Raw genomic sequence first — 24115 nt, forward strand, 5'->3', positions numbered from 1 at the left:
AGAAATTTAAAAATGACAATTGAACAGTGCTATAATGCCATCGAAAGCAATTACGAAGAGGTACTTGGACGTTTTGCAGGAAATAAGATGCTGGTTGAGAAATTTGCTCGGAAATTTCTGGACGATCCAAGCTATCAGTTACTGAAAGATGCTCTGGGAAAACAGGATTATGAAGAGGCATTCCGTGCAGCTCACACCTTAAAAGGTGTATGTGCAAATCTTGGTTTCACACAGCTTTTCAAAGTTTCAAGCGATATCACAGAGGAGCTGCGAAACGGAAATCCGGATGTGTCCAGGCTTCCGGAGCTGCTTGGAAAGGTAGCTGCTGAATATAAGAAAACAGTGGATGCAATCAACAGTGTAAATGAATGAAAATGACGTGGCCGAATCAGACTGACAGGCAGTTATTCGGTGCAGCAGTGTATCGTGAATATGAATAATAAAAAATCTGCCGGACACTTCCGTAATGGAATCCGGCAGATATAAAAAGCCGGTCTGGTAATTTCCCGGAAAAGGGAAAGCCAGACCGTTTTTTTATTCTTCTGTTACATGCTCTAGACCCTGATTCATGATGGTTGCCACATGGCTGTCTGCCAGGGAGTAAAAAATTGTTTTTCCGTCTCTGCGGAACTTGACCAGTGACATCTGCTTCAGTACACGGAGCTGATGGGAAATCGCACTCTGGGTCATGGAAAGTCTGTCTGCGATATCCTGGACGCAGAGCTCTTCAACAGAAAGTGCGTACAGGATGCGGATTCTTGTCGGGTCTCCGAAAACCTTAAAAAGATCCGCAAGTCTGTAGAGTGTATCATCGTTGATCGGGTAATCTATATGTGGTTTCTTCATTTGCGCATCCTCCAAAATATTAACTTCTATTGTAGCTGAAAAAACCGCACCGGTCAAATTTTTATTTTTTATACAGGATACGAATGGAATTCAGCACGCAGATCATGGCAACGCCGGTGTCCGCAAATACAGCCATCCACATGTTTGCGTGTCCTGCAAGACCAAGGATCATAACTGCGATCTTGATCACAAGAGCAAATACTACGTTCTGCCATGCAATGCGGTTGGTGTTCTTTGCAATGGAAACGGACTGAGGGATCGCATCTACGTTGGAATTCATAAATACGGCGTCAGCAGCTTCGATAGCGGCATCAGCACCGCTTCCCATAGCAGCTCCTACATCAGCACCTGCAAGTACAGGAGCATCGTTGATTCCGTCACCGACAAACATTACAGTTCCATGTTCCTGACGGATCTTCTTTAATGCGTTCAGCTTATCTTCAGGAAGAAGTTTTGCATAGATCTCGTCAATTCCGGCTTCTTTTCCAACAGCCTGAGCACTGTCCTCAGAGTCGCCGGTAAGCATAACTGTGTGAAGATTAAGTTTCTTGAGAGAAGCGATGGCATCTTTTGCGTCCGGTTTGATGGTATCGGAAATTAACATATATCCGGCGAATTTTCCGTTTACAGCCATGAATACTTCAGATCCGTAAGCTGCTTCGTGAAGTTCTCCGATTGCAACACCGAATTTGTCCATCAGCTTGCGGTTTCCGCAGAGGACTTTGCCTTCCGGCATCTGGGCAGAAATTCCATGGCCGGAGATCTCTTCAAGGGAAAGGGGCTTTTCAAGGCTTATTCCGCGCTCTTTTGCGGCAGCTACGATACTGTTTGCGATTGGGTGAGTAGAGTTCTGTTCGCAGCCTGCGCACATGGCAAGAAGCTGCTCTTCACTGTATTCTCCGATTGTAACAACTTTCTGGAGCTGGAAGTTACCTTCTGTGATAGTACCTGTCTTATCCATAACGACTGCACCAAGGTGGCTTAATCCTTCAATAGAAAGGCCGCCTTTGAACAGGATTCCTTTTTTGGAACCAGCACCGATTCCTGAGAAGAAAGCAAGCGGGATACTAAGTACAAGAGCACATGGGCAGCTCATTACCAGGAAGGTGATCGCTGTGTAGATCCAGTAGTGCCAGTTCCCGGTTACAAGGGAAGGAATCAGTGCTGTTGCAACAGCGATTCCTACAACACAAGGGGTGTATACTTTTGCAAAACGTGTGATAAAACGGTCGATCTTCGGTTTGCTTGCTGCTGCATTTTCTACAGAATCCAGGATACGTGTTACCATGGATTCTCCGAGTGGTTTTTCCACACGGATCTTTAACTGACCGGAGGTATTTACACATCCGGAAGTGATCTCGTCACCTTCGTTTACAGCAACTGGTACAGGCTCACCTGTGATCGGTGATGTGTCGATGCGGCTGCTTCCCTCGATGATCACACCGTCAAGAGGAATACGGTCACCAGGACGAACCAGGAGAACATCTCCAACCTGAGCATCTTCAGATGGAATTACCTGAACATCATCGCCGGCAACAAGGTTTACAACTTCCGGACGGAGGTCAACTGCGTCCATGATCTGACCGCGGCTTCGCTCAACAGCTTTTTCTTCGAAAAGCTCGCCAATTCGGTAGAAGAGCATAACGCCTACGGCCTCAGCAGAATCATTGATAGCAAAAGCGGCAAGTGTTGCAATACTCATCAGGAAGTTTTCATCAAAAATCTGTCCGTGTGAGATGTTTTTGGCTGCTTTTACAACAATCACACCGCCAAGTGCAAGGTATGCGATCACGAATACCGGAAGAGTGGCAGTATCTGAAAATCCTTTATGTTCCATGATCTCACCGGCAACAAAGAGGATCGCACCGATGATAATGCAGATCGTGTCGATCTTTTCTTTGGAAAAAGTTCTCTTTGTACTGGCTGCGTGAGTTTCGGATGTAGCTGCCTGTGCCTTTGGTCTCGGATCTTTTTCTTTTACTATAACTTCGGATTCGATGGAAGTACAGATCCTGCGGATCTGATCCAGGTAACGGTCCGGATTCTTTGCAGTTACACGAAGCTGCCTGGTTGCAAAAGTAATGGTAGCTTCGGAGATGCCGTCAAGGTCGGCAATCTGTTCTTCCATTTTTGAAGCACAGTGAGCGCAGCCCAAGTTCTCAAGAAGGTAGATCCTGGTTGTTACGTCAGCAGAAGCAGAAGGCTTCGGATTTCTCGGAACAACTTTAACTTCGGACTCAATAGAGGTGCAGATCTTACGGATCTGCGGAAGCAGAGCATCTGGATCTGCTGCATTGAGACGAAGCTGTTTGGTAGCGAAAGTGATGGTTGCACTTTCTACGCCGTCAAGATGCTGGATCTGTTCTTCCATCTTGGAAGCACAGTGAGCACAGCCAAGGTTCTCCAGGATGTAGACACGCTTCGCAGATGCTGTGCTGTGGGGGTGGTGATGGCCATGTTCGTGCTCATGATCCTCGCAGCCACAAGCACAGTGCTCGTTGTCATGGTCATGATGGTGATGATGTTCGTGCCCATGTTCATGATCCTCACAGCCGCAAGCGCAGTGATCGTCATGGTCATGATGGTGATGATGTTCGTGCTCGCGCTCATGATCCTCACAGCCGCAGCCACAGTGATCGTCATGGTCATGATGGTGATGATGTTCGTGCCCATGTTCATGATTCTCACAGCCGCAAGCACAGTGATCGTCATGGTCATGATGGTGATGATGTTCGTGCTCGCGCTCATGATTCTCACAGCCGCAAGCACAGAGCTCGTTGTCATGGTCATGATGGTGATGATGTTCGTGCCCATGTTCATGATCCTCACAGCCACAGCTGCAATGTTCATCGTCATGGTCATGGTGGTGGTGATGTTCATGTTCATGATCCTCACAGCCACAGCCGCAGTGCTCATCGTTGTGTTCATGGTGGTGATGTTCTTCATGCGCATGTTCTACATGGTCATGTACATCATGATGGTCGTGACCGCATCCGCAGGAATCTGAGGAAGTCTTCTCTAATATCTCTTTCATATGAATTCTCCTTGCTGATTATTTATATGAATATATGAATTAATGTTCATATGACTATTTAATCATATATAAAATCCTTTGTCAATAGATTTTCAAAAAACGGATCAGAGAAAAGTAAAATTTATTGCAAAAGAAATATAGAAAATATTAATATATTCTGAAAAAATATTCTATTTTATTATTTTTATTTAACATGTTATACTTTCAACAAGTAAAGAAAGAAAGGAAGGTAGCAACATGTACAGTATCGACTTAAACAGTGACATGGGTGAGAGCTTTGGCGCATATAAGCTTGGCGGAGATGAAGAGATCATCAAATATGTCACAACAGCAAATGTAGCATGTGGCTGGCATGCAGGCGATCCAATGGTAATGGATAAGGTAGTCCGCATGGCAAAGGAACGTGGCGTTATGGTTGGAGCCCATCCTGGATATCCTGATCTTCTTGGCTTTGGACGAAGAAAGATGGTTCTCTCTCATGATGAAGTTAAGAATTACGTCAGATACCAGATCGGAGCACTGGCTGCATTCACAAAAAGCTATGGAATGAAGCTTCAGCATGTCGCTCCTCATGGAGCAATGGGAAATGCCTGCCAGTATGATGAGGACATTTCCACAGCAATCTGCGAGGCAATCTGTGAGTATGACAAAGATCTGATCGTTTACTACTGTGCAGGAGCAGTTCTCGGTGATATCGCTGAGAGCAAGGGACTCCGTACAGCATCCGAGATCTTTGCAGACCGTGCATACATGGATGATCTTTCTCTTGTACCGAGAAAGATGGAGGGATCCATGATCACAGATGAGAACATTGCCATCGAAAGATGCGTGAAGATGATCAAAGAAGGAAAAGTAACATCCATCAACGGAAAAGAGCTTGACATCAAGGGTGACACACTCTGTGTACACGGAGACGGACCGAAGGCACTTGCTTTTGTACAGAAGATCCGTGAGAGATTCATAGAAGAAGGTATTGAGATCAAACACTTATAAAAACTAAATAAAGTACATTCACATGAGAGATAGAATGCCGGATAAATCAAAGGAGATTTAAAACAAGGGATTACTGCGATGATTTGTCCGGCTCTTTTTATATGAAAATGTGTACCTTTTTAGGATAAGAAAGGAAAGGGTGGAAACTATGGCAAAAGAGAAAAAACAGAACAACATAGTAAGAAACATGATGATCGCTCTGGTCGGCGGTCTGGTCGTAGGACTTGGATTCATGCTTCTGAAACAGCAGATGTCAGAGGGGACATGGAACGTGATCAATGCACTTCTGTTCCAGGATATCACAGCAGATCAGGGATTTCATTCCATCGGTCTCTTCTACATCATCGGACAGCTGTTCATGAGAGGATTACAGATGGCGATCGTACCGCTGGTACTGGTATCCTTAAGCCTTGCAATGTGCAGTATCTCCAGTTCCTCCAAGCTTGGAAGAATTGCAGGACGTACATTACTTGGATTCTTCTGCTTCTATGTAGTTGGCGCACTTATCGCAGGTATTGTTGCATTCGCAATGAAAACAGCTGGATTTTTCAACGTAAAACTTCCGGCAGAGGCAGTTACAGAGGCTGCAACACTGGATCAGTTCAACCCGCTTGCAACAATCGTAACAGCAGTTCCGTCCAATATCGGAACCGCATTCAGCAGCAATAACAGCATCCTTGCAGTTGTAGTAGTAGCTATCGTTCTTGGTCTTTGCATGAACGCACTTGGCGACAAGATGAAACCGCTGAAAAGCGTACTTGAGAACTTAAGCGACATCATCAACCTGTATCTGACATTCCTGATCAACAAAGTTGGTCCTGTTGCAATCTTCTGTCTGATTTCCCGTACATTTGCTATCTACGGAGCAGAGTATCTGGCACCTGCAGCAGCTTACATTGTAGGCGCAATGCTGACATTGTTTGTACTTGTTGTTACTATTTACCCGATCGGTATCGGCCTTACAACAGGCTTAAGCCCGATGAAATTCCTTAAAAAGATCGCAAAGGTCGGTGTGTTCGGATTCTCTACAAATTCTTCCGCAGCATGCCTTCCGCTGAACACCAGAACATGTATTGATGAGCTTGGATGCTCTCAGGAGATCACAAGTTTTGTACTTCCTACAGGTATGACCATCAATATGAACGGAACAACAGTTATGCATATGTTTGCAGTAACCTTTATTGCAACAGCATCCGGAATCGACATCACACCGGCAAACCTGATCACAGTTGCATTCCTTTCCATCTGTGCAGCAATGGGCTGCCCGGCTATCCCGATCGCCGGAACAACACTGATCGTAACAATCCTTTCCGGTATGGGATGGACATCTGACCTCTGCATGATCGCATATGCACTGGTTGTAGCTATCAACCGTCCGGTTGAGATGGCACTTCTTCCGCTTAACGTAATCGGTGATGCAACAGTCAACGTTATCGTTAACAAGAAAGAGAATGAGCTTGACGTAAACAAATATAACGCGTAAGTAAATATAAAAAGTATTAATATTATACATACAAATTATTAAATTGACTTAATATTACTACGATGATACCATTTAAGCGTATAGTTGAAACATCAGCTATACGCTTAAATACTAAATGGACATGAATGCGCAGCTGTGCAGGTGATTTGCCCATCTGCACAGATACAGTCCGGAATTTCCAGAGTAAAAAAGCGGGACATCCGCAGAAAAATAAAAGGGTTCAGGAGGAAATGAATATGGAGTACAAGACAGCGAAAAGAATGGAATGCCTTCCGTTTTCCGGTATCCGTGCAGTAATGGAAAAAGCAAACAAAATGCAGCAGGCAGGAGAGAAGATCATTCACCTGGAGATCGGCCGTCCGGATTTTGATACACCGGAGAAAATCAAAAAGGCAGCAAACGAGAGCCTTGCAGCAGGACATGTATTTTACACATCCAATTACGGTATCCCGAAACTGAGAGAAGCTATTGCAAAATGGGAGAACGAGAACCATGGTACAGATTATGAAGCATCTGAAGTTCTTGTAACAGTAGGTGTTGGTGAGGCAACTTTCGCATCCATGGACGCTTTCCTGGATCCTGGCGATGAGATCCTTGTTCCTAACCCGGTATGGCTGAACTACATCCATGTTCCGTCAGCGCTTGGAGCAGTACCTGTAACATACAGCCTGAAAGAAGAGAACGATTATCAGATCGACTTTGAGGAGATGGAGTCAAAGATCACAGACAAGACTAAGATGATCGTTGTTGTAAACCCAAGCAACCCGACAGGTGGTGTTTTTTCCAGAGAGACACTTGAGAAATTAAGCGAGATCGCTATCAGACATGATCTTCTTGTGATCGCAGATGAGATCTACAGCCAGCTTGTATACGATGGAACAGAGCATGTAAGTATTGCATCTCTTCCGGGAATGAAAGAGCGTACTATCACATTAGGAGGATTTTCAAAAGCTTACTCCATGACAGGATGGAGACTTGGATATCTGTGTGCACCAGTTGAAATCATCCAGGCCTGCGTACGTGTTCATCAGTATACAGTTACCTGCGCATCTTCCTTTGTACAGGAAGCAGCGATCACAGCTTTAACTGATTGTGCAGATGATGTTGAGGCAATGAGAAAAGAGTATCAGAGAAGAAAAGATTATGTGGTAAAAGCACTGAACGAGATCGATGGAATCAGCTGTAACAACCCACATGGTGCTTTTTATATCTTCGTAAATATTAAGAGCCTTGGAATGACTTCAATGGAGGTTGCCGAGTATCTTCTTGATAATGCAAAGATCGCCTTGGTACCTGGATCTGCATTCGGTTCCGAGGGAGAAGGATATTTAAGAATCTCTTATGCATGTAGCTATGAGGATCTTCAGGAAGCATGCGCGAGAATCAAAAAAGCAGTGGAAGAGCTGAAAAACAAATAATCAGATAAAAAAATATCCACCGCTTTTTGTGGCGAAAAGCGGTGGATGAATCATTCTGGTATATAATATAAGAAGAAACGGTAAAGCAGAGAATGTTCCTGTGACAGATTTATGCTTGCCGTTTTTTTATTTCTGACGTTCCCATACCTGACCGATGGGGAAAGAAGGAGTGGATTCTGCGAGGAAGTCTTCCAGCGCATTTTCGAAGAATTCCACAGCTCGCTTACTGGTGGATTTTGGATATTTATGTTTGATTTTATAGCAGACACGGTTTGGCGGTGTGTTTTTTAGCTCACTGATAAAAAGAGGCCGGTAATGAGAAAGCTCAAGGATCACAGACTGTGGTGCGACCATCCAGTTTCCCGTTTTTTTCCAGAGACGGTCCAAAAGCGTGATGGTATCTGCCGCAATGTGAGGCCTGGAAGCGGAGGAAAGCCAGCGGTCATGCCAGATCTGATAGTTGTCGTCCCAGCTTAAAAACAGCTCCAGGGATGGATCCAGCTCATCGGTATGTATTGCCGGAGCAGAAATGGCTGGCTGATCTGATTGTACCAGATAAAGCTTTTCTTCAAAGATTTTCTCTGTTATGATATTCTTGTAATGCAATTTATGGTAGACAAATCCGATATCAATGCTGTGTTCTCCAAGAAGTCCATAGAGCTCTGATGAGTGGTGGGATTCAATGTTCAGGTCCAGCTTGGTCTGCTCATTTAAAATCCTGTCATACAGAGGTGCGAAGACAGCAACATTCAGACTGTCTGTACAGCCGATAGTAAGCAGCAGGGAATCCTGGTTGCGCTGCAGTTCCATGGTTTCTTTCCAGAGGGACATCCATCGTTCCGCAAGAATGATGAAATCGGTTCCCTTGGCAGTCAGTTCCACCTGCTTGTGCCCCTTCTGGCGGATCACAAGGGGAAAGCCGAGTTCATTCTCCAGAGAAGTGAGCCTGTGGCTGACTGTAGGCTGGGAAAGAAAAAGAAGATCCGCTGTACGGGTGATGCTTTTTGTGTTTACGATGGTGAGAAAGGTTTCAATTTCAGCAAGATTCATATGATCAGCTCCTTTTCTTTGGTACAATCTATCAGGAATAAAGTAAGTTTCAAAACAATATAAAAATTATTTATATTATACAGAGAAATTATTCGTTATTCAATGGTAAACTTGTGTGATATGATAAATGCAGATAAAACAAGACACTGTTACCAAGTGATCAGTAATCAGAAGAAGAGAGGTTTTCATATGTCATTAGGATGTAGAATCAGACGAAACTTTGAAAGACCGTCAAAAGAATTAGTAGAAGCATTCCGTGGTATCCCGGTAGCAAATATTGATGATAACTGTGGCAGAATCGCTGCTGTAGATTCCAGTATTTTCCCTCTGAACCCGAAGGCAAGACTTCTGGGAACAGCTTTCACAGTAAACGCACCGGCAGGAGATAACCTTCTGTTCCACAAAGCTCTGGATATGGCTCAGCCAGGAGATGTTATCGTTCTTGCAAACAAAGGAAGCATGAGCAGAGCACTTTGCGGTGAGATCATGAGCAATTATGCGAAATCCAGAGGAATCGCAGGAATCATTATCGACGGATGTGTTCGCGACAGCTACACATTAAGCCAGATGGATTTCCCGGTATATGCAAAAGGCATCACACCTAACGGACCATACAAGAACGGCCCGGGAGAGATGAACTTCCCGGTATCCTTCGCAGGAATCGTAATCAATCCTGGTGATATCATCGTCGGAGACTCTGATGGACTTCTGGCGATCAAGCCGGATGAGCATACAGCTGAGCTTGCTGAGATTGCAAGAAACTATCATGCAGGTGAAGAAAAACAGCTTGAGGGAATCCTGACACGTGGAGAGTGGCCGCGTCCATGGGTTGACGAAGCTCTTAAAAAAGTCGGATTTGAATTTGTAGACTAACCGAATAAAAGATACATGCAGGAAGGTCTGTCACCACGTATGACGGGCCTTTTTGTCAAATTAAGAACGGAGGTAAGCTTAAATGGATGTGAAGTTCCTGATCGCAGGAGACAGAGCAGTTTCCGTTGAATTCGGCAGCGTGATCAGTCTTGAGGTCAATGCAAAAGTCCGTGCGCTGGACGAAAAATTAAAAGAATCTCCTGTTGAAGGTATGGTGGAAACAGTTCCTACCTACTGTGCACTGATCGTGCATTACCGCCCGGAGGTGATCCGTTACGGAAAACTTGTAGAGGAACTGCAGAAGAGAATTGCAGACATGCACGAAGTTTCCACAACAACTGAGAAAGTCGTAAAAGAGATTCCGGTTTATTACGGCGGTGAGACAGGGCCGGATCTTGAGTACTGTGCAGAACTTGAGAATACCACTACGGAGGAGATCATCCGCAAGCATTCCCAGCATGAGTACTATGTATATATGCTTGGTTTTGCACCGGGACATCCGTATATGGCAAGATTTGAGGAGCCTTTCAGCTTTAAGAGAAGAACTTCTCCGAGAGTTAAGATTCCTGCAAGATCCATTGTAGTTCAGCTGGCACTGTCAGATTTTATTCCGTTTGAGCAGCCATGCGGATGGAATATCATCGGAAGTACACCGCTTGATATCTGTAATTTTGCAAAGGACGATCCGTTCCTTGTGCGTGCGGGTGACTGGGTAAAACATGTTCCCGTCACAAAAGCAGAATATGACCAGATCCGTAGAGATGTGGAAAATGGTACTTACAAAGTAAAAACCTACACACTGCAGGATAATGGCTGAGAACGGAGGGACATGATATGGGAATAACAGTTGAAAACGGAGGAATCCTGACAACCGTTCAGGATGAAGGAAGATTCGGAAACCAGGCATTTGGCGTATCTACCTCCGGAGCTATGGATCCTCATTCCTTCCATATTGCCAATCTGCTGGTTGGAAATGAGATGACAGAAGGTGCGCTGGAGATGACTTTCATCGGACCAACGCTTACTTTTACCAGTGATAATATTATTGCGGTGACAGGCGGTGACCTGACACCGATGCTGGACGGACAGCCTTTTCCGATGTACAGGGCAGTCCTTGTAAAAAAAGGCCAGAAGCTGATGTTTGCAGGTGCCAGAAACGGCAGCCGCGGATATATTGCTTTTGCAGGCGGACTGGATATTCCGCTTGTGATGGGAAGCAAGTCCACATTGCTTCGTAACCATATTGGCGGTGTTGAGGGAAGAAAGCTGGAAAAGGGTGACAGTATCGAATTTACAGCACCGAAGACAGAGCTTCCGAATATGGAGCTTCGCCATGTTCCGGCAGAGATCTTTCCGGATGATGAGGTTGTTCTCCGGGTTGTTCTTGGACCGCAGGAAAATGAATTTACAGAAGAGGGGGTCCGTAAATTCTTCTGGTACAGCGGCAAGATCACAAATGAATTTGACCGCATGGGATGCCGTATAGAGAGAGAGCCGGTTGAGCATGCTGGTGATGGTAATATCAATACAGACGGTATTTCCATGGGATCAGTTCAGGTCCCGTTAAACGGACAGCCGATCATCATGCTGGCTGACCGTCAGAGTACAGGCGGCTACCCGAAGATCGGTACTGTGATCACAGTTGATTTTACAAAGATCGCACAGGCACGTCCTGGACAGAAGATCCGCTTCGTCGAGGTAAGCCTTGATCTTGCACAGGATCTGTATATCCGCGAGCTTAATGATATGAAGGCTCTGGATGAAAAGTTGAATTCAGATTGCTGATCGATCTGAATTAAATAAATCATACATACCACAAAAATTTTTTTAAGAAAGGTGAGTACGAATATGAAGATTGTTGTATTGGATGGCTACACAGAGAACCCTGGAGATTTAAGCTGGGACGCATTAAAAGAGCTTGGAGATGTTACTGTTTATGACAGAACTTCCTACGAGGAGTCTCCACTGATCGCTGAGCGTATCGGTGATGCTGAGATCGTTATCATCAACAAGACTCCGATCTCCAAAGAGACAATTGACAAATGCCCGAATATGAAACTGATCGCTGTTCTGGCTACTGGCTACAATGTTGTTGATTATACTTATGCGAAAGAAAAAAATATCCCGGTTGTGAATGTTCCTACTTATGGTACACAGATCGTTGGTCAGTATGCTCTTGGACTTCTTCTTGAGATCTGCTCTCACTATGGTCATCATGATGAGACTGTTAAGGCTGGCAAATGGGAGAACAACGATGACTGGTGCTACTGGGATTATCCGATGATCGAGCTCTATGGAAAAACTGCCGGTATTATTGGCCTTGGAAGAATCGGACAGGCTACAGCCAAGCTTCTGAATGCTCTTGATATGAAGGTTCTTGCTTATGATGCTTACCAGAGTGAGGCTGGTGCAAAGCTTGCTGAGTATGTTTCCCTTGATGAGCTGTTTGCACAGTCTGATGTGATTTTCCTTCACTGCCCGCTTTTCCCGGAGACAGAGGGTATGATCAACAAAGAGAACATTGCAAAGATGAAAGACGGCGTTATCCTTATCAACAACAGCCGTGGACAGCTGGTAGTAGAGCAGGATCTTGCAGATGCGCTTAACAGCGGCAAAGTTTATGCAGCAGGACTTGACGTTGTATCCACAGAGCCGATCAAAGGAGATAACCCACTCCTCAAAGCCAAAAACTGCATCATCACCCCACATATTTCCTGGGCTGCTCAGGCTTCCAGACAGAGAATCATGGATATTACGGTTGATAATATCAAGGCATTCCTGGCTGGTAATACAGTTAACAGAGTTAATAAATAATAGATTTTCTTCCTATATATGATGTGTGAAAAGAGTGGCTGGTTCTTCGGAGGCGGCCGCTTTTTTTGTTGTGGGGGAAACGAATGAACATACGTACGCTGTGAATGGGGCATCTGTGTGGACGGAAGCGGACGCAGGCGTCCTGTCCTGAGGAGTGTGGTGTGTGGGAAGCGGTATAGTGTATCATATTCGATGACGAAGAATATAGGTATAAGAGGACAAAGTTATATTACGAAAGAAGGCATTAATGTGTACAGCTGTCTATTGTGTGGACGGAGACGGTCGCAGGCGTCCTGTTCTGGGAAATGTGGTGTGTGGGAGTGTATCGGCATAGCGTATCACATCCTATACCGAATCATACAGACACAAGTCAATAACATTACGTATACCACAGCTAAGCACTAATAAAAAAAGCCCAAGGGGTGTGCAGAGGGGACGCGGCTTTGCGTCCCCTTTGCGGTTTTCTTTTTTGAGCAAAAAAAATAGTTCCTACACTTCACAAAGTGTAAGAACTAAAATCTGATGGATGGAGAAGGATTCGAACCTTCGAAGGCGGTGCCAACAGATTTACAGTCTGCCCCCTTTGGCCACTCGGGAATCCATCCGTGAACAACAAAAATATTATATATAATAATTAATGAAATTGCAAGCTTTTTTTCAAAAAAAATAATAATTCTTACAGTATCAGCATTTTTGGTAAAACACTGGACTTACCAAAGGAAATCTGCTATTATGAGTACGGTTGGATATAAAGGACACGGTTTTTCCGTATCCTAATACAGGTTAGGAGGATTTTATCATGTTAGTAAACGCAACAGAAATGCTGAAAAAAGCAAAAGCAGGCCATTATGCAGTTGGTCAGTTCAACATCAACAACCTTGAGTGGACAAAAGCTATCCTTCAGACAGCTCAGGAGCTCAACTCTCCTGTAATCCTTGGTGTTTCCGAGGGTGCCGGTAAATACATGACAGGTTATAAGACTGTTGTAGGTATGGTTAACGGTATGATGGAAGAGCTGAACATCACTGTTCCGGTTGCTCTTCATCTTGACCACGGCAGCTATGATGGATGCCTGAAATGTGTTGAGGCTGGTTTCTCTTCCATTATGTTCGACGGATCTCATTATCCGATCGATGAGAACGTAGCTAAGACTAAAGAGCTGGTTAAGATCGTTGCTGAGCACAACATGTCTCTTGAGGCAGAGGTTGGTTCCATCGGTGGCGAGGAAGATGGTGTTGTTGGTATGGGCGAGTGCGCTGATCCTGAGGAGTGCAAGAGAGTTGCAGATCTCGGAATCAACTTCCTTGCAGCTGGTATCGGTAACATTCACGGAAAATATCCGGCTAACTGGCAGGGCTTAAGCTTTGAGACTCTGGATGCTATTCAGAAACTGACAGGAGATATGCCGCTTGTTCTTCACGGTGGTACAGGTATCCCGGCAGACATGATCAAGAAAGCGATCAGCCTTGGCGTTTCCAAGATCAATGTAAATACAGAGTGCCAGCTTGCATTTGCTGAAGCTACACGTAAATACATTGAAGAGGGTAAAGATCAGCAGGGTAAAGGATATGACCCACGTAAGCTTCTTGCACCTGGAGCAGAGGCGATCAAAGCTACTGTTAAAGAGAAAATGGAGCTTTTCGGATCTGTCAATAAAGCATGATGAATCGAAAATAATATATAAAGGAAATCGGAACAGGAGTGATCCTCTTCCGGTTTCTTTTTTTATGATAAAATATCAATATTTTCACTATATAAAAAAATGAACATGTTTCTTGATTTTTTTATATAGTGAAAATGACCTCCCCGATTTACAATAACATCAAGTTGATCGAGAAGCAAATTTAAAGCTTATCGGTCAGGGATATGCAAATGGGGCGTTATAAGCATATCCGGGGAACGAACTGAATATCATTTAAGGTAAAGGAGAGGTAACGATTATGAGAATGAAAAAAGCAACAGCATTTGGTCTTGCAGCATTAATGGCAGCTACCATGATCCCGGCAGTTCCGGCCATGGCAAAAGGAGATGACAGTAAGGGTTCTGTTTACTATCTGAACTTTAAACCGGAGCAGGCAGATCAGTGGTCAGATCTGGCAAAAAAATACACCGATGAGACTGGTGTACCTGTTACTGTTGTTACAGCAGCTTCCGGAACTTATGAGTCTACTCTGAAATCAGAGATGGCCAAAGATGAGGTTCCGACATTATTCCAGGTTAACGGACCGGTTGGACTTGCATCCTGGAAGGATTATTGCTATGACCTGAAAGACAGTGATGTTTATAAAAATGTGGAGAGTGACGATTTCGTACTGAAGGATGACAGCGGTGCAGTTGACGGTATCGCCTATGTAATTGAAACATATGGACTTATTTACAACAAGGCACTTCTTAAGAAATACTGTGAGATGGATGGAGCTGTGATCAAGTCTGCAGATGAGATCAACAATTTTGAGACATTAAAGAAGGTTGCAGATGATATCCAGGCTAAGAAAGATGACCTTGGAGTTGACGGTGCATTTACTTCCGCAGGCTTTGATTCTTCCAGTGACTGGCGTTTCAAGACACATCTTGCAAACCTTCCAATCTATTATGAGTACAAAGAAGATGGAATCACATCCACAGATGCGATCAAAGGAACCTATCTTGATAACTTCAAGAACCTGTTTGACCTTTATATCACAGATTCTACCTGTGAGCCAAGCCTTCTTTCCAGCAAGACTATCGATGATGCAAATGCTGAATTTGGTCTTGGAGAGGCTGTGTTCTATCAGAATGGAACCTGGGCTTATGATAGCATCAAAGATAACGAAGTAGCAGACGAGGATATGGGAATGCTTCCAATCTACATTGGTGTAGATGGTGAAGAGGATCAGGGACTTTGCACAGGCAGTGAGAACTACTGGTGCGTAAATAAAAAAGCAGATGAGAAGGATATCCAGGCAACTCTTGATTTCCTCAGCTGGGTTATCACAAGTGATGAAGGAAGAGAATCTATAAGCCAGGAAATGGGATTTACAACACCATTCAAGACCTTTGATGAGAATTATGAGTCTACAAATCCGCTTGTAAAAGCAGCCAATGAATATGTAAAAGCTGGTAAAACTCCGGTTTCATGGAACTTCACAACCATGCCTTCTGAAGAGTGGAAAAACCAGGTCGGCAGTGCAATGCTTGAGTATGCACAGGGTACCGGTGAGTGGGATGCTGTGAAAACTGCATTTGTTGACGGATGGGCAAAAGAGTACAAAGCAGCAAATGAAGGCTGATAAGGTATAACTGAAACGTGATCACGAAGGGGTGGGCGGTTTCCGCCTGCCTCTTTCAATGAAGAGAGGGTGCGTAAAGTAGGGAAGGATGCATCCTCAGGAGAAAGGAAGAGAAAACATGCAGAATAAGATGATGAAAAAGTATTTTCCGGTTTTTGTCCTGCCTACCCTGCTGGCATTTACCATTGGATTTATTGTTCCGTTTATCATGGGCGTATATCTTTCCTTCTGTAAATTTACCACAGTAACGGATGCAAAATTTGTGGGATTACAGAACTATGTGAAGATTTTTACTGAGGATGGAACATTCGGACATGCATTATGGTACACTACTGCATTTACGGTTGTATCGGTTGTTCTGATCAATGTGATAGGTTTTGCAGTTGCATTGCTTCTGACCAAGAAAATCAAAGGAACCAATGTATTTCGTACTGTATTTTTTATGCCAAACCTGATCGGTGGTATCATCCTTGGTTATGTATGGCAGCTTCTGTTAAATGGTCTGCTTCTTCAGATTAATAAAACACTTACATATTCATCAGTTTACGGATTCTGGGGTCTTGTGATCCTGATGTGCTGGCAGCAGATCGGATATATGATGATCATTTACATCGCAGGTATCCAGAACATTCCTGGTGAACTGATCGAAGCTGCACAGATTGATGGTGCAAACAAAGGACAGCTTCTGAAGCATGTGATCATTCCTATGGTCATGCCGTCCATCACTATCTGTACTTTCCTGACACTTACCAACTCCTTCAAGCTTTTTGATCAGAACCTTGCCCTTACAAATGGTGAGCCTTCCAACATGTCAGAAATGCTCGCACTGAACATTTACAATACCTTCTATGGACGTACCGGATGGGAAGGTGTAGGACAGGCGAAGGCCGTGATCTTCTTTATCCTGGTTGGAGCAATTGCCATGATCCAGAATCGTCTCACAAGAAGTAAGGAGGTACAGCAGTAATGAATAAAAAAGTAAAATTCAGCGGTCTGTGGACTGCGATCCTGAGCGTGGTATCTGTTGCTTATATTTTCCCGATTCTTCTGGTTTTGATCAATTCTTTTAAGAAAAAAGCATACATCAGCCGTTATCCTTTTGCAATCCCAACGGATAAAATGTTCGTAGGTCTGGAAAACTATGTAAATGGTCTTACAAAAACCGGATTTTTCCAGGCATTTGGATGGACATTATTTATCACAGTATTTTCGGTTGCGGTAATTCTGCTCTGTACCTCCATGTGTGCTTGGTACATCAACCGTGTTACCAACACGCTGACAAAAACCATGTACATGCTGTGTCTGTTTTCCATGGTCGTACCATTCCAGATGGTAATGTTTACCCTTTCCAAGATCGCAAACATTCTGAAACTGAATACTCCGTGGGGACTGATCATCATTTATCTTGGATATGGAGCAGGACTTGCGGTATTTATGTTCAGCGGATTTGTAAAATCCATTCCGATCGAGATTGAGGAAGCTGCCATGATCGATGGCTGTACTCCGATTCAGACATTTTTTAAAGTAGTTCTTCCGGTTATGAAACCGACCTGTGTAACAGTAGCAATTCTGGAAACCATGTGGATCTGGAACGATTATCTTCTTCCATATCTGGTACTTGATATCAAGAAGTACAAAACAATTTCCATTGCGATCCAGTATCTGAAGGGTGGCTATGGTACGATTGATATGGGAGCTATGATGGGAGTTCTTGTCCTTTCTATTATTCCTATCATTGTATTCTATCTTGCATGCCAGAAATATATTATCGAAGGTGTGGTTGCAGGAGCTGTTAAGGGCTGACAAATCAACTGAATAATGGTAAAATGAAAGAAAAACGGCCTGATCTGCGTGTCTTTACGTGGATCAGGCCATATTTGGCGAGGTGGGGAATGTACAGAGTTTTGGTGGTAGATGATGAGAAGCTGGAACGAGAGGGAATCAGATTTCTGCTGTCTATGGAAGAAGGTGAGTGGGAGATTTATGAGGCTGCCAATGGAAAGCTGGCGTTAAATGAGCTGCGTAGCCATAAGATTGATCTGATGCTGACAGATATCAAAATGCCGCATATGGATGGGCTGGAGCTTTCCAAAAAAGCAAGAGAAGAGTATCCGGGGCTGGAGATCATCATTTTCAGTGGATATGGAGATTTTTCGTTTGCACAGGAAGCGATACGTTATGGTGTGACAGATTATGTACTTAAGCCTGTTGATCCGGATCGTTTTCATGAGACGATTCAGAAAATACAGGCAGAGATTACATCCCGGAAGGACAAAGAACAGCAGTCGATGAAAGAAAAAAGTTTTCTGCAGCAATATTTTCTTCTGAGCTTTATCTATTCAGGAGACCAGGAACGGCTGAAGGAAGCAGAGGGGATCGTGGATCTGGCAATGTGGAAGGAATGGCACTGCGCGATCCTTATTGAATCAGATGAAGCTTTTTTTGAGTCTGCGAATGATGAGGTTCCGGAGGAAATCATGGAAGAGCTGCGCAGATCATTTTTTTACCTGAATCTGAACGGCCGTCAGTCATTGCTTCTTTTCAAAGATGTATACTGCGATTATGTACTTGTGGCAAAAAATGTCTACACTCTTCTGAAAAGACTGCATTCTGTGAGGTTTCACCTGGCAGTGAGCAGACGTTTTGATGGATATCAGGAGCTTCCGGACATTATGGAGCAGCTGGAACAGCAGATGGAAGAGAAATTCTATCATCCGGATATCCATGTTTACACCAGTGAGGAAGATGCGGAAAAAAATACCCGGGAAGAAGAACAAGATTCCAGACTCATGGAAAAAATTTCAGAAGATATTTCCAGAAAAGATGTGAAGCAGCTGTGGAGCCACTTCCGCAGTCTGGCATCCAAATATCAGTCCAATACCCAGTTTTCTGCCATGTATGTGAAATTTGTTTTTTCCAATGTGATAAGGGAGTTGTTCCAGGAGAATCGTTTTGCGGGTGAGCACAGGCTGGATCTGGAAGTGGATCATCTGTATAGCTGTTCTACCATTCAGGAGATCATTGAGGTTACGGAGAAAAATATTCATCAGTACGAAGAGTTCCTGGATCGTTCCATGAGCGAATCCAGAGATGAGGTGGCAGCAGTTAAGAACTATATTTACAACCATTATGCAGAGGATCTGAATCTTGAAACACTGGCGGAAAAAGTTTATCTTTCTTCCGGCTATTTAAGCTTTATTTTCAAGAAGGAGACAGGAATGAACCTGAACCGTTTTATCCGTGTATTCCGCATGAAAAAAGCAAAAGAGCTTCTGCGTACAACGAACATGAAAGTAGCTATGGTCAGCGAAAAGGTAGGTTTTACCAATTCGTCATACTTCTGCCGCAGTTTCCGGGAATATTACGGAAGCAGCCCGGAGTCCTACAGAAAGGGAAACAGTGAGGATGAAGAAGCTTCTGATGAAGTATAAAAATATGAAATACCGGTACAAACTAACGCTTCTTCTTGTTGTGGCCAGCCTTGTTCCGATGACAGTTCTGGCTTTGTACAGCCACAGCCGTATGAGCAGTCTTGTACGGGAAAATGAGATGGAAGATATGTATTCTATCCTGGAGCAGATAAGAGAGAGTATTGACGGCCAGATGGAGATCTATGTGAGTCTTCTAAATTATCTCACTTATTCTCCGGAGATTCTGGAAGTGATCGAGAATAAGGATATGGACCGGTATACCGCTTATGAACAGTATACAGAGGTAGTAGATCCACTTCTTACTGTGCCGAAATCCTATCACGATGCCATTCTTGGAATACAGCTTTTTGCAGAGAGCATTCCGGTACGCCATGAATATACGCTGGTTCCGCTGGATGAGATGTACGGGGAATGGTGGAGCAGCAAACTGGACGGAAGTGTGATGGCGCAGTGGATCGTAGACCGTGACAATCGGCAGATTGCAGCTGTGCGTGAGATTTATAACGAAAAAAAACGTGACGCAGTTCTTTGCATTACTCTTGATTATGAAAAAGTTTTCCGGCCTCTTGCCAATATTATTGAGAGAAATTCCGGCGGCATAGTGGTAGATAAGCAGAAAAATGTGGTTTACCACGGGGAAAATCTGGCTGCCAGCGATATTTCCGCGCAGAAAAGTACCGAAAAAATGCTGGACAGGCTCAGGGAGGAATATGCTTATGTCAGCACCAGCGGCCACGAAACGAGATGGACTTATTATTTTTATAAGCCGCCTGCAGTGATTGAGAGCTCTGTCTCCAAACTTCTGATCAGTGAAATCCCGCTGATCGGCCTCTGCGTTGTGATCATTATTGTTCTGGGGATGACTTTTTCCAAATTGTTTACCAGAAATATTGAACTGCTTACCAGAAATATGGAACAGGTCAACCAGGGAAGCCGAGAGGTTACGGTTTACAGCGATTCACAGGACGAGGTGGGTCAGCTGATACGGAGCTTCCATCATATGATGGATGAGATCAACCGGCTGATCGAAGAAGTTTATGAGAATAAGATCGCGCTTAAGGAATTTGAACTGAAAGCTCTGACTGCACAGATCAATCCTCATTTTTTGTATAATTCTCTTTCTATTATAAACTGGATGGCCATCAAAAGCAGGCAGAAGGAGATCAGCCGTGTAACGTTGGCTCTTTCTACTTTTTATCGGACTGCGCTGAGTAAAGGTGCTGATATGGTGACTGTGGAGAACTGCATCCGGAATATTGAGGCTTATCTGGAAATCCAGCTGATCATGCATGATAATGACTTTAAAGTGGAATGGAAGATCGATCAGGAGGTGCAGCAGGAACTGGTACCTAAGCTTATTTTGCAGCCGGTGGTCGAAAATGCGCTGGAGCATGGTCTTGATGTAAAGGAAGAAGGGGAAAAAATCCTTCGGCTTTCGTTTTTTGCGGATGGCAGTGACGTGGTGATCCGGGTAGATGATAATGGAATGGGAATGGAGCAGGAGCAGGCCGAGAAGCTGATCACCTACCAGGCCAAAGGTTATGGATTAAAGAATGTCAATGACCGTATGTGTATCTTATATGGAGAGGAATATGCCATTAGGATCTTAAGCCAGGTTGGGAAAGGAACCAGGGTTGAGATGAGAATTCCGGGAAAGGAGAAAAAAGATGAGAAGGCTTAAGCTGAAAACCGGAATGCTTCTGATACTAAGTGCAGTGCTTTTTCTTACAGGGTGTACTTCCGGCGAGAAAAAAAGCCAGGATGCAGACACGAGAACTAAGATGGCACAGAGGCAGAAGGCATGGAAGGAAGCTGAAACTTCTCCATTGGGAAAATATCCTGAGACAGTGACATACACCCTGGGTCAGATGAAGGGCACCGGCAATTCCAATCTACCGGAGGGGGAGACATATGAGAATAATGCCTATACCCGGTATCTGAAAAAAATCCTCAATGTACAGAATAAGAATATTTTCATGGAAAGTGAAGAGGGGTATGATGAGGCTTTGAATATTCTGGTAAAAGACCGGAATCTGCCGGATGTTTTTCTGGTGTCGGACAGGGAAACACTGGAGGAACTGGTTGAAAATGATCTGATCGAAGATCTGACAGATGTATACAAAAGCTGTGCATCAGACAGGATCAGGGAGATGTATGAAAGCTATGGAGATGAGCTTCTGGAATCCGGAACTTTTGACGGGAAGCTTCTTGCACTTCCGGAAACTGCCATTGATCACGGTCCGCAGCTTCTGTGGCTCCGCCGTGACTGGATAGAACAGCTGGGACTTACAGAGCCGAAAACACTGGAGGATGCTTTTTCTGTGATCCAGGCTTTTCAGGAGAACCGGATGGGCGCAGAGAGAGATGAAGAACCGGTAGGTCTGGTGTGTGATCCGGGTCTTGTGGGAACTGTCAGTACCAGTTATTCCATGGATGCCATATTCGAAAATTTCGGGGCTTATCCTGAACAGTGGATCCGTAATCCTGAGGGGGAGATCGTGTATGGATCGCTGACTGAAGAGACGAAGAATGCGTTGTCCTGTTTGCATGATCTTTATAGCAGAGGGATTCTGGATCCGGATTTTGCACTGCGTGCACAGAATAATATCCGTGATCTTGTTGTGAAGGGAAAATGCGGGGCTTTTTTTGGGCTCTGGTGGACGCCTAACAATCCTTTGATGGATGAGTACCGTCAGAATAAAGACGCGGACTGGCAGCCTTATTACCTGACTTCTGGTGCCAGGCGGCAGGTTGAAGTATATTCTACATTTCGGGATAATAAATATGTAGTTGTGCGCAAAGGATACGAGCATCCGGAAATCGTGATGAAGGTTTTGAGTGTGCTGTTTGATTATTCCCGGTATGAGGCTGATGATACAGAGGAAATGAATGCTTATTTTGCTTTGAATGTAGATCCTACGGCCAGGCCGCTGATGATCAATGTGGATTATAATGAAGCTACTTATATGGTGACAAGGCATATCAGGGAGGCTCTTTACGGTTCCAGGATGCGGGAGGAGCTTAGTGCTATCGAGGTTTCGTATTTTGATGCATGCAAAAAATATCTCGGCACAGATTCTCCGTCTGTGGAGGAGTGGGCTGCCTATAAATCCAGGATCACGGCTGTGGGACTTCTTGTAGATGCCTCTTATCATCCACCGGAGAGAAAATATATGGGTGATGGGGACAGTGAGATCCCGCAGATTTTGCAGCAACTGGAGAAGAAGGCTTTTATCCAGATTATTATGGGGAAAAAGCCTGTGAGCTATTTTGATACGTTTGTTAAGGAGTGGTATCGCAAAGGCGGCGAGGCTCTGACTGAGAGTGTACGCAGTGGAAAAATGTCCGGGACAGACTGAGATGGTATGTCCTGGGCTTTTTTTGCTTTTCCGGAAAAATGTTTGGGTGTGAGAAAAACTTGACAAGAAAGTTAGAGGCCTTTAAAATAATAAATGAAATGAACTTTGCATAATGGGGGTAGTAGTATGAAGCAGTGTATGGATGCGGATAACCTTCACAGAAGACTGAAGAAGATTGTTGGACAGGTACAGGCTATTGATCGGATGATAGATGAGGATATTCCGTGTGAGGATATTCTTTCTCAGATAAATGCGGCAAAGTCGGCCTTGCATAAGGTGGGAAAGGTTGTTTTGGAGGGTCATATCCAGCATTGTGTACGGGATGGAATCACCCATGGAGATCCGGATAAGACGATAGAGAGTTTTACTAAGGCTGTGGAGAGATTCGCTAATATGAAGTGAGTGAGTGTGAATAGTGAAGATTAGCAGGAGCAGTGCGGAGCTACCTGCTTTTTTTGTGGTTATTAACGAACGTACGCCGTGGAGCTGGGGTCTGTCCGGGCAGGGCTTCGTTGGGGGAAACTACTAGGACTCCGTGAATCGGCTAAAACCATTTCCAAAAATCCTGAACTCGCTGCGCTCAGACAGCAGGATTTTTGAAAATAACGCCGCTCCCCGCAGCCCAAGTAGTTTCGACCCTCCTGCAGAGTTGCCCAGACAGACCCCAGCTCCACGGCTGGTAGTCAATTGGGTGAAGGACGGATGCGGACGCGATTGCGCCCTGTCCTGGGTTGTGGGAAGTAGTGTGAGGGTGAAGCGGTATTGGTATGACGATGCGGTTAGAATAGTGTGACGTGCGTAGCCAGTGGCCTCTCCATGCCAATGGAAATTAACACATTTAGACTAACAAACAAAATAATCAAAAAAATTTGAATTTTATGGTTGACAAGCATAACTCCCAGTGGTATTATAACTGAGCTGTCGCAAATAATTGTTTTTGAAAAACAAACAATTAAAAAGAATTTCAGAAAAATGAAATTGACAGTTGACAAAAGACAGAAGATATGATAAAGTATCCAAGTCGCCAACAAAGCGGCAACAAAATCTTAACTCGAAAATGTTTGAAAAAAACTTAAAAAAGTGCTTGACAAACAAAAAGAGATGAGATAAAATAAACGAGCTGTCTGAGAGACAGACACAACAAACCTTGATAACTAAACAGTGAAACACATACGATTCTCGAAAATTTCTTTACATTTAAAGAACGGTTCGGGTGAATGCGAAAGCATGAACCTGCTCCGATGAGCGAAGGCAAATCGGAGTTACAACCTATTTAGCAGTAAAAACGAGAGATAGCCAAACGGTTGTCTTGAGTAAAAGATTCAAACACTTTATCAGAGAGTTTGATCCTGGCTCAGGATGAACGCTGGCGGCGTGCTTAACACATGCAAGTCGAACGGGAAACCTTTTATTGAAGCTTCGGCAGATTTAGATTGTTTCTAGTGGCGGACGGGTGAGTAACGCGTGGGTAACCTGCCTTGTACAGGGGGATAACAGTCAGAAATGACTGCTAATACCGCATAAGCGCACAGAGCTGCATGGCTC

At 44.3% G+C, this 24115-nt stretch carries 19 protein-coding genes, 1 tRNA gene and 1 rRNA gene; 17 read left to right on the forward strand and 4 right to left on the reverse strand.

What is annotated here, in order from left to right; all coding sequences use genetic code 11:
* The first annotated feature begins 12 nt into the window (after window positions 1–12).
* Window positions 13–372: an Hpt domain-containing protein gene (locus HFM85_RS05890; protein ID WP_173737516.1), complete on the forward strand. Its 360-nt coding sequence runs from the start codon at window positions 13–15 to the stop codon at window positions 370–372.
* A 162-nt stretch (window positions 373–534) separates the two neighbouring features.
* Here HFM85_RS05890 and HFM85_RS05895 read toward each other — a convergent pair whose 3' ends face one another.
* Together HFM85_RS05895 and HFM85_RS05900 are read right to left on the reverse strand one after the other, a co-directional pair.
* On the reverse strand, window positions 535–846 hold the full coding sequence (locus HFM85_RS05895; RefSeq protein WP_021976406.1) for an ArsR/SmtB family transcription factor: 312 nt from the start codon (window positions 844–846) through the stop codon (window positions 535–537).
* A 61-nt stretch (window positions 847–907) separates the two neighbouring features.
* Entirely contained in the window at window positions 908–3256 is a 2349-nt protein-coding gene (locus HFM85_RS05900; RefSeq protein WP_173737537.1) for a heavy metal translocating P-type ATPase, read from the reverse strand.
* A gap of 861 nt (window positions 3257–4117) precedes the next feature.
* Here HFM85_RS05900 and HFM85_RS05905 point away from each other — a divergent pair.
* From HFM85_RS05905 to HFM85_RS05915, 3 genes are all read left to right on the forward strand, one after another.
* A complete protein-coding gene (locus tag HFM85_RS05905; RefSeq protein WP_173737517.1) occupies window positions 4118–4873 on the forward strand; it encodes a LamB/YcsF family protein in 756 nt (251 codons plus the stop codon).
* Between the two features lie 148 nt (window positions 4874–5021).
* Entirely contained in the window at window positions 5022–6356 is a 1335-nt protein-coding gene (locus HFM85_RS05910; RefSeq protein WP_173737518.1) for a dicarboxylate/amino acid:cation symporter, read from the forward strand.
* Between the two features lie 236 nt (window positions 6357–6592).
* Complete coding sequence (locus tag HFM85_RS05915; protein WP_173737519.1) at window positions 6593–7774, forward strand: pyridoxal phosphate-dependent aminotransferase; 1182 nt, start codon at window positions 6593–6595, stop codon at window positions 7772–7774.
* Between the two features lie 126 nt (window positions 7775–7900).
* Here the strand turns inward: HFM85_RS05915 and HFM85_RS05920 are convergent, their stop codons facing one another.
* Entirely contained in the window at window positions 7901–8824 is a 924-nt protein-coding gene (locus tag HFM85_RS05920; protein ID WP_173737520.1) for a LysR family transcriptional regulator, read from the reverse strand.
* Window positions 8825–9013: 189 nt separating this feature from the next.
* Between HFM85_RS05920 and HFM85_RS05925 the strand changes: the two genes are divergently transcribed.
* From HFM85_RS05925 to HFM85_RS05940, 4 genes are all read left to right on the forward strand, one after another.
* Window positions 9014–9697 (forward strand): RraA family protein, encoded by a 684-nt coding sequence (locus HFM85_RS05925; RefSeq protein ID WP_173737521.1) that lies wholly within the window; start codon window positions 9014–9016, stop codon window positions 9695–9697.
* A gap of 82 nt (window positions 9698–9779) precedes the next feature.
* Window positions 9780–10514 carry a 5-oxoprolinase subunit PxpB gene (gene pxpB, locus HFM85_RS05930; RefSeq protein ID WP_119240830.1) on the forward strand — a complete coding sequence of 245 codons (735 nt, stop codon included), beginning with the start codon at window positions 9780–9782 and terminating at the stop codon, window positions 10512–10514.
* A 17-nt stretch (window positions 10515–10531) separates the two neighbouring features.
* A complete protein-coding gene (locus HFM85_RS05935; RefSeq protein ID WP_173737522.1) occupies window positions 10532–11482 on the forward strand; it encodes a 5-oxoprolinase subunit C family protein in 951 nt (316 codons plus the stop codon).
* Between the two features lie 63 nt (window positions 11483–11545).
* Complete coding sequence (locus tag HFM85_RS05940; protein ID WP_119240832.1) at window positions 11546–12511, forward strand: D-2-hydroxyacid dehydrogenase; 966 nt, start codon at window positions 11546–11548, stop codon at window positions 12509–12511.
* Window positions 12512–13034: 523 nt separating this feature from the next.
* Here the strand turns inward: HFM85_RS05940 and HFM85_RS05945 are convergent.
* Window positions 13035–13116: transfer RNA gene (locus HFM85_RS05945), tRNA-Tyr, on the reverse strand.
* Between the two features lie 194 nt (window positions 13117–13310).
* On the opposite strand from HFM85_RS05945, the gene fba reads away from it, so the two are divergent.
* The 9 genes from fba to HFM85_RS05990 all read left to right on the forward strand — a co-directional run.
* Window positions 13311–14174, forward strand: coding sequence for a class II fructose-1,6-bisphosphate aldolase (gene fba / locus HFM85_RS05950; protein WP_015527136.1), 864 nt, complete (start codon window positions 13311–13313; stop codon window positions 14172–14174).
* A gap of 277 nt (window positions 14175–14451) precedes the next feature.
* Window positions 14452–15780, forward strand: a complete 1329-nt coding sequence (locus HFM85_RS05955; RefSeq protein WP_173737523.1) for an ABC transporter substrate-binding protein — start codon at window positions 14452–14454, stop codon at window positions 15778–15780.
* Window positions 15781–15898: 118 nt separating this feature from the next.
* Window positions 15899–16747, forward strand: a complete 849-nt coding sequence (locus HFM85_RS05960) for a carbohydrate ABC transporter permease (RefSeq protein WP_243873821.1) — start codon at window positions 15899–15901, stop codon at window positions 16745–16747.
* Window positions 16747–17583 carry a carbohydrate ABC transporter permease gene (locus tag HFM85_RS05965; RefSeq protein ID WP_173737525.1) on the forward strand — a complete coding sequence of 279 codons (837 nt, stop codon included), beginning with the start codon at window positions 16747–16749 and terminating at the stop codon, window positions 17581–17583. Before HFM85_RS05960 ends, HFM85_RS05965 begins: the two co-directional genes overlap by 1 nt.
* A gap of 89 nt (window positions 17584–17672) precedes the next feature.
* A complete protein-coding gene (locus tag HFM85_RS05970; protein WP_173737526.1) occupies window positions 17673–19211 on the forward strand; it encodes a response regulator transcription factor in 1539 nt (512 codons plus the stop codon).
* The gene (locus tag HFM85_RS05975) at window positions 19186–20892 is read left to right on the forward strand and encodes a sensor histidine kinase (protein WP_173737527.1); all 1707 of its coding nucleotides are present in this window, start codon (window positions 19186–19188) and stop codon (window positions 20890–20892) included. Before HFM85_RS05970 ends, HFM85_RS05975 begins: the two co-directional genes overlap by 26 nt.
* On the forward strand, window positions 20879–22570 hold the full coding sequence (locus tag HFM85_RS05980) for a type 2 periplasmic-binding domain-containing protein (protein ID WP_173737528.1): 1692 nt from the start codon (window positions 20879–20881) through the stop codon (window positions 22568–22570). Before HFM85_RS05975 ends, HFM85_RS05980 begins: the two co-directional genes overlap by 14 nt.
* A 126-nt stretch (window positions 22571–22696) precedes the next feature.
* Window positions 22697–22972, forward strand: a complete 276-nt coding sequence (locus tag HFM85_RS05985; RefSeq protein WP_173737529.1) for a metal-sensing transcriptional repressor — start codon at window positions 22697–22699, stop codon at window positions 22970–22972.
* A 929-nt stretch (window positions 22973–23901) separates the two neighbouring features.
* A 16S ribosomal RNA gene (locus HFM85_RS05990) occupies window positions 23902–24115 on the forward strand; the annotation flags it as partial.

Source organism: Blautia schinkii (assembly GCF_013304825.1).
Taxonomy (GTDB): domain Bacteria; phylum Bacillota; class Clostridia; order Lachnospirales; family Lachnospiraceae; genus Blautia_A; species Blautia_A schinkii_B.

Excerpts from the sequence above, each read along its gene's own strand:
- HFM85_RS05915 (WP_173737519.1), top strand. The coding sequence starts at position 6,593 with ATGGAGTACAAGACAGCGAAAAGAATGGAATGCCTTCCGTTTTCCGGT.
- HFM85_RS05935 (WP_173737522.1), top strand. The coding sequence starts at position 10,532 with ATGGGAATAACAGTTGAAAACGGAGGAATCCTGACAACCGTTCAGGAT.
- HFM85_RS05940 (WP_119240832.1), top strand. The coding sequence starts at position 11,546 with ATGAAGATTGTTGTATTGGATGGCTACACAGAGAACCCTGGAGATTTA.
- HFM85_RS05910 (WP_173737518.1), top strand. The coding sequence starts at position 5,022 with ATGGCAAAAGAGAAAAAACAGAACAACATAGTAAGAAACATGATGATC.
- HFM85_RS05965 (WP_173737525.1), top strand. The coding sequence starts at position 16,747 with ATGAATAAAAAAGTAAAATTCAGCGGTCTGTGGACTGCGATCCTGAGC.
- HFM85_RS05975 (WP_173737527.1), top strand. The coding sequence starts at position 19,186 with ATGAAGAAGCTTCTGATGAAGTATAAAAATATGAAATACCGGTACAAA.
- HFM85_RS05955 (WP_173737523.1), top strand. The coding sequence starts at position 14,452 with ATGAGAATGAAAAAAGCAACAGCATTTGGTCTTGCAGCATTAATGGCA.
- HFM85_RS05925 (WP_173737521.1), top strand. The coding sequence starts at position 9,014 with ATGTCATTAGGATGTAGAATCAGACGAAACTTTGAAAGACCGTCAAAA.
- HFM85_RS05920 (WP_173737520.1), bottom strand. The coding sequence starts at position 8,824 with ATGAATCTTGCTGAAATTGAAACCTTTCTCACCATCGTAAACACAAAA.
- HFM85_RS05960 (WP_243873821.1), top strand. The coding sequence starts at position 15,899 with ATGCAGAATAAGATGATGAAAAAGTATTTTCCGGTTTTTGTCCTGCCT.
- HFM85_RS05895 (WP_021976406.1), bottom strand. The coding sequence starts at position 846 with ATGAAGAAACCACATATAGATTACCCGATCAACGATGATACACTCTAC.
- fba (WP_015527136.1), top strand. The coding sequence starts at position 13,311 with ATGTTAGTAAACGCAACAGAAATGCTGAAAAAAGCAAAAGCAGGCCAT.
- HFM85_RS05970 (WP_173737526.1), top strand. The coding sequence starts at position 17,673 with ATGTACAGAGTTTTGGTGGTAGATGATGAGAAGCTGGAACGAGAGGGA.
- HFM85_RS05980 (WP_173737528.1), top strand. The coding sequence starts at position 20,879 with ATGAGAAGGCTTAAGCTGAAAACCGGAATGCTTCTGATACTAAGTGCA.
- HFM85_RS05985 (WP_173737529.1), top strand. The coding sequence starts at position 22,697 with ATGAAGCAGTGTATGGATGCGGATAACCTTCACAGAAGACTGAAGAAG.
- pxpB (WP_119240830.1), top strand. The coding sequence starts at position 9,780 with ATGGATGTGAAGTTCCTGATCGCAGGAGACAGAGCAGTTTCCGTTGAA.
- HFM85_RS05890 (WP_173737516.1), top strand. The coding sequence starts at position 13 with ATGACAATTGAACAGTGCTATAATGCCATCGAAAGCAATTACGAAGAG.
- HFM85_RS05905 (WP_173737517.1), top strand. The coding sequence starts at position 4,118 with ATGTACAGTATCGACTTAAACAGTGACATGGGTGAGAGCTTTGGCGCA.